Source organism: Mesorhizobium sp. M7A.F.Ca.US.005.03.2.1 (genome assembly GCF_003997795.1).
Lineage (GTDB): Bacteria > Pseudomonadota > Alphaproteobacteria > Rhizobiales > Rhizobiaceae > Mesorhizobium > Mesorhizobium ciceri.
Genome location: NZ_RZRP01000489.1, coordinates 1 through 4760, shown reverse-complemented (window position 1 = coordinate 4760; position 4760 = coordinate 1). Strand labels below are relative to the sequence as shown.

Annotated in this window: 6 protein-coding genes; 4 read left to right on the top strand and 2 right to left on the bottom strand. The window is 60.2% G+C overall.

Features of this window, described 5'->3' with window-relative positions:
* Positions 1-156: 156 nt before the first annotated feature.
* Entirely contained in the window at positions 157-1608 is a 1452-nt protein-coding gene (locus tag EN991_RS23765) for an RES family NAD+ phosphorylase (RefSeq protein ID WP_127369671.1), read from the top strand.
* A gap of 151 nt (positions 1609-1759) precedes the next feature.
* Here EN991_RS23765 and EN991_RS23760 read toward each other — a convergent pair whose 3' ends face one another.
* Complete coding sequence (locus tag EN991_RS23760) at positions 1760-2218, bottom strand: Lrp/AsnC family transcriptional regulator (RefSeq protein ID WP_013530158.1); 459 nt, start codon at positions 2216-2218, stop codon at positions 1760-1762.
* A 170-nt stretch (positions 2219-2388) separates the two neighbouring features.
* Between EN991_RS23760 and EN991_RS23755 the strand changes: the two genes are divergently transcribed.
* Positions 2389-3123, top strand: coding sequence for an AzlC family ABC transporter permease (locus tag EN991_RS23755; RefSeq protein ID WP_013530159.1), 735 nt, complete (start codon positions 2389-2391; stop codon positions 3121-3123).
* A complete protein-coding gene (locus EN991_RS23750; protein ID WP_127369670.1) occupies positions 3120-3419 on the top strand; it encodes an AzlD family protein in 300 nt (99 codons plus the stop codon). Before EN991_RS23755 ends, EN991_RS23750 begins: the two co-directional genes overlap by 4 nt.
* A gap of 54 nt (positions 3420-3473) precedes the next feature.
* Here the strand turns inward: EN991_RS23750 and EN991_RS23745 are convergent, their stop codons facing one another.
* Entirely contained in the window at positions 3474-4109 is a 636-nt protein-coding gene (locus EN991_RS23745) for an FMN-dependent NADH-azoreductase (protein ID WP_024505492.1), read from the bottom strand.
* A 113-nt stretch (positions 4110-4222) separates the two neighbouring features.
* Here EN991_RS23745 and EN991_RS23740 point away from each other — a divergent pair.
* On the top strand, positions 4223-4760 hold a 538-nt coding region (locus EN991_RS23740; RefSeq protein ID WP_164769338.1), incomplete at its 3' end, for a LysR family transcriptional regulator.

The window sequence follows — 4760 nt, the reverse complement described above, 5'->3', positions numbered from 1 at the left end:
GTCTGAAAGAGCACTGTTTCAGCCGGCCGGATCGCTTTGGACAACAGGACAGCCCGCTTTCATCCCGTCCCAAAACTCCGCCCATGCGAAGGGACGCAGTCATCGATACTGCAAACTGCCAGTCAGCCTGATAGTCTCCGAAGGTACGGAGGCGACATGAAGCATTGGGAAGTTGACGACCTGGGGGACGAGGCGATCTGCGCAAGTTGCGTCAGCGAGGTTTATCTTCGCGCTGAGATCGAAAAGCATGGCACAGATCGGGTATGTCGTTACTGCAACGAGGAGGGTAAGTCCTTCACGCTTGATGAGGTTGCAGAGTCGGTCGAGCGGGCATTCGACAGCCACTATTCAAGGACCCCCAGCGAGCCCAGCGGATACGAGCGGGCTATGCACAATGATCCCGAAAGCACCTACGACTGGGAGCCTAGAGGAGAATCGACTGTGTATGCCATCATGAACGCGGCGAACATCTCCGAGGCAGCGGCGACCGATATTCAATCCATCCTCGCAGACAAGCACAGCGATTTCGATGCGGCCGCTATGGGGGAAGAGACTGCGTTTGCGGACGACCTGCATTATGAAGAGATTATGCCGGGCGATGAGGAGTGGCAGGCAAGCTGGCGCTCATTCGAGAAGAGCATAAAAACCGAAGCACGCTTTTTCAGCCGAACCGGAGCTACCCAGCTTGCGGAACTGTTCGACCACATTGATGAAATGCGGACGCGTGACGGCAAACCGCTGATTGAAGAGGCAGGACCGGGAACGCAATTCACGCATCTTTATCGGGCACGTGCCTTCCAGTCTGATGCCAAGCTAGTCAGGGCCTTGGAACGTCCTGACTTGGAGCTCGCCGCGCCGCCTCCAGGTGTTGCCACCGCAGGCCGTATGAATGCCAAGGGGATATCGACTTTTTATGGTGCGACCGATCCCGAAATCGCTCTGGCCGAAGTGCGCCCGCCAGTCGGCAGTCAGGTTGCTATTTCCCGCTTCGCCATTGTCCGTCCGCTGAAACTACTCAATCTCAACGCGCTCAAATATGTGCATGAGAATGGCAGTGTGTTTGATCCGCAATATGCATATCGCTTGGGGCGCATGATGTTCCTTCGTTCGTTGTCTGCGAGAATGGCGCGACCCGTTATGCCGGATGATCAGGATTCTGAATACTTGCCAACACAGGCGATCGCCGACTATCTCGCGACCGAAGGCAAGGTGCCACTCGACGGCATTCTGTTCCCGTCGGTCCAGGCAGGCAGTGTGGGTCTGAATGCCGTGCTCTTTTACAAAGCCTCACGATGTGAGGCGATGGACATCCCGGTCGGCACAGAGATCGAAGCCAGTACTGCCCGCCAGTATGAAGAAGGTTGGGAGCGCGAATATACCGTTATCGAAAGAATACCGAAGCCGGAGCCAGATCAACCCAAAACCGATGGCCCTTATGATCCGTTGGATTTCGATTGGGTAGAGCCTCCGATAGGCGATCATCGCGAAACTACGCTTCGGATCGAGGCCGATTCCATAAAGGTTCACGCGGTTGAATCTGTCCGATTCAAAACCATAGAGCATGATGTCACACGCTATCGGTGGGCTAAGACCGAGCCGGATTTTTGACCTGCTGAAGCTGCTTCTTTCGGCAGTACAATTACAGTGGGCCGGTCGGTGCGGATGGTTCAGCAGAATCCAAACCAAGCATATCGAAAACCATTGCGGAAAACTTGAGGCTTTGCCCTAGCGCGCGCCAAGAGACCGCCGCGGGCGCCGGTCAGATCGGCAGTTCCGACGTGTATTTGATCGTCTGGCTGGGGACGTCGGTCTTGACGTTCTGCACGCCCTTGATGCGGCTCAGATGCTCCGACTGGAAGCGGCGGTAGTCGTCGATGCCGGCCGCCACCACGCGCACCATGGCGTCGCAATCGCCGAGCATCAGATAGCACTCCATCACCTGCGGCAGCTTGGCGACTTCGGTGGCGAAATGCTCGATCGTGTCTTCGTCCTGCGTCTTCAGCCAGATGCGGGTGAAGAAGGTCAGACCCTTGCCGATGCTGGCCGGGTTGAGCACGGCGACGTAGCGGTCGATGACACCGGCTTCCTCCAGCAGCTTCACGCGACGCAGGCAAGGCGATGGCGACAGCCCGACCTCATTGGCCAGATCATTGTTGGCCATGCGGCCGTCGCGCTGCAGCGCCCGCAGAATCCGCTTGTCGATCTCATCCAGCTTCATGGCTACAGATTCCATCTATTCGAAAATTTGTAACATAAAATGCCAGAATTCGACGAAATACAACAATCTCCGCAACCAAATTGCGGACCGATTTCGGTATGTTTGCTGCCGACATCAGTTGATTTCAAACGCAGGGAAGCGGCGGCCGCGAGGTCAGCCGATGAAGACACATGAGCATTTCACAGGCAGTCGAGACGGTGGCAGATGGTTCGAAATCCGAATTCCGCCGTGGCGTGGCGTCCTGCGCGCCGGTGCTGTTCGGCACCATCCCCTATGCGCTGGTGCTTGGCGCCCAGGCCACGCAGAAAGGCTTGAGCACGGTCGAACTGTCTGCCATGACAGGGCTGAACTTCGCCGGCGGTTCGGAGTTCGCGGCGATCCAGTTGTGGACGTCGCCGCCGCACATCGTGCTCATCGTCGCCATCACCTTCCTGGTCAACAGCCGTCACCTGCTGATGGGGGCGGCACTGGCGCCGTTCCTGCGCGACCTGCCACGGCGCAAGGTGTTTCCGGCGCTTTTCCTTATGTGCGATGAAAGCTGGGCGCTGGGCTTGGCCGATGCCAAACTGCGTGCTGCAGCCGGCATCACGCCGGCCTTCAGCCCGCGCTACTATATGGGCGCGGCGCTGGCGATGTATCTCACCTGGGTGGCCTTCACCACGCTGGGTGCCTTGCTCGGTCCGATGCTTGGCCATGTCGAGACCTATGGTTTTGACATGGCGTTCCCGGCTGTCTTCCTGGTGCTGATGCGCGGCATGTGGACGGGTATGGCGGCGGCGCGGCCCTGGCTGGTCAGCCTGGTCGTTGCAGCACTGGTCTATCTCTTCGTTCCCGGTGCCTGGTATGTCGCCGCCGGCGCCATGTCGGGTCTGGTCGCGGCCTGGCTGATGGCGGGTGATGCATGATCGATGCAACGACCCCTTTCACCATCGTGCTGATGGCCGGCGTCACTTACCTGACGCGGATCGGCGGCTATGTCGTCCTGCGCAACCGCACGCTGGGCGCCCGTGCCACGGCTGTGATGGAAGCTGCGCCCGGCTGCGTGCTGATCTCTGTCATCGCACCGGCCTTCGTATCGAAGTCCCCGGCGGATCTTCTGGCGCTGGCTGTTACTCTGGCAGCCGCCACGCGGTTTTCCATGCTGCCGACCGTGCTGATCGGGGTCAGCGCCGCTGGTCTGCTGAGGCACCTCATCGGCTAGAACGCAAAAGGCAGGCGCGAACGCCTGCCTTCGATGCGGACAAATCTCGGCTGTTTACGCGGCAGCCGCGACGTCCCGGCTGGCGGCCACAACGGCGTCGACCTTGGCGGTCGCCTTGGCAAGCGCTGCTGTCACCGCGTCAGGACCCATGCCGACGCCTTCGATGCGGATGACATCGACATCGGTCATGCCGAGGAAGCCGAGCACGCCACGCAGGTAGGGAATGGCGTGATCGAACTGCACGGCCGCACCTTCCGAATAGATGCCGCCGGAAGCCAGCACGATATAGACCTTCTTGCCGGTGACCAGACCCTTGGGGCCGTTCTCGCCATAGGCAAAGCTCTTGCCGGAGCGGGAGATGTGGTCGACCCATGACTTCAGGGTCGAGGAGATGTTGAAGTTGATGAAGCCGGTGGCCAGGATCACCGTGTCGGCGGCGAACAGCTCGTCGAGCACGACATCGGAGACGCCGACGACTTCAGCCTGGCGCGGGGTGCGCGCTTCGGCCGGGGTATAGATGCCCGTCGCATAGTCGGCATCGATGTGCGGCAACGGATTGGCGACGAGGTCGCGCACGACGAGCGTGTTCGACGGATCGGCGGCGACGAGCTTTTCGGCGAATTCGGTGGCGATGCGGGTCGAATGCGAGGCAGCGCCGCGCGGGCTCGAAGTGACAAGAAGAATGGACATTTTGGGCTCTCTCCAGCGGTTGGAATGATTTGTCCCGCCAGATATGGGGCTTTCGATCCATTCAATAAACTGCTATATTTTCTATACGATCCATCCATAAATTGGATATAACGATGCAACCCAACCCGACGCTCGATCAACTTCAGATCTTTGTGACAGTCGCCGAAGCCGGCAGCTTCTCGGCCGCCGGCCGCAAGCTCAACCGGGCACAGTCCGTCATCAGCTACGGCATCGCCAATCTCGAGGCGCAGCTTGGGCTGAAACTGTTCGAGCGCGAGGGCACGCGCGAGCCGCAATTGACGGAGATCGGCCGGGCGATGCTGGAGGACGCACGGCGCATGATCGGCGTGCTGCAGCGCATCCGCTCGCGCGTCGACGGCCACCACCAGGGGCTCGAGGCCGAGGTCGCGCTGTCGGTCGACGCGACGCTGCCGTCACCGGTGCTGGTTCGGGTGCTGAAGGCATTCGAGGCGCAGTTTCCGACCGTGATGCTGCGGCTGCACATCGGCACGCTCGGCCTGATCCCCGACCATGTCGTCAGCGGGCAGGCCGACCTTGGCATTGGCGGCCTGCTGGGCGATGTCGACGTGAACCTTGTGCGCATCGGCTTCATGTCGATCGTGCTGGCCGCCGCCGGCTTCGGGCTGCGAT

Coding starts and splice junctions, on each gene's coding strand:
- EN991_RS23750 (WP_127369670.1), top strand. CDS start 3,120: ATGATCGATGCAACGACCCCTTTCACCATCGTGCTGATGGCCGGCGTC.
- EN991_RS23765 (WP_127369671.1), top strand. CDS start 157: ATGAAGCATTGGGAAGTTGACGACCTGGGGGACGAGGCGATCTGCGCA.
- EN991_RS23760 (WP_013530158.1), bottom strand. CDS start 2,218: ATGAAGCTGGATGAGATCGACAAGCGGATTCTGCGGGCGCTGCAGCGC.
- EN991_RS23745 (WP_024505492.1), bottom strand. CDS start 4,109: ATGTCCATTCTTCTTGTCACTTCGAGCCCGCGCGGCGCTGCCTCGCAT.
- EN991_RS23755 (WP_013530159.1), top strand. CDS start 2,389: ATGAGCATTTCACAGGCAGTCGAGACGGTGGCAGATGGTTCGAAATCC.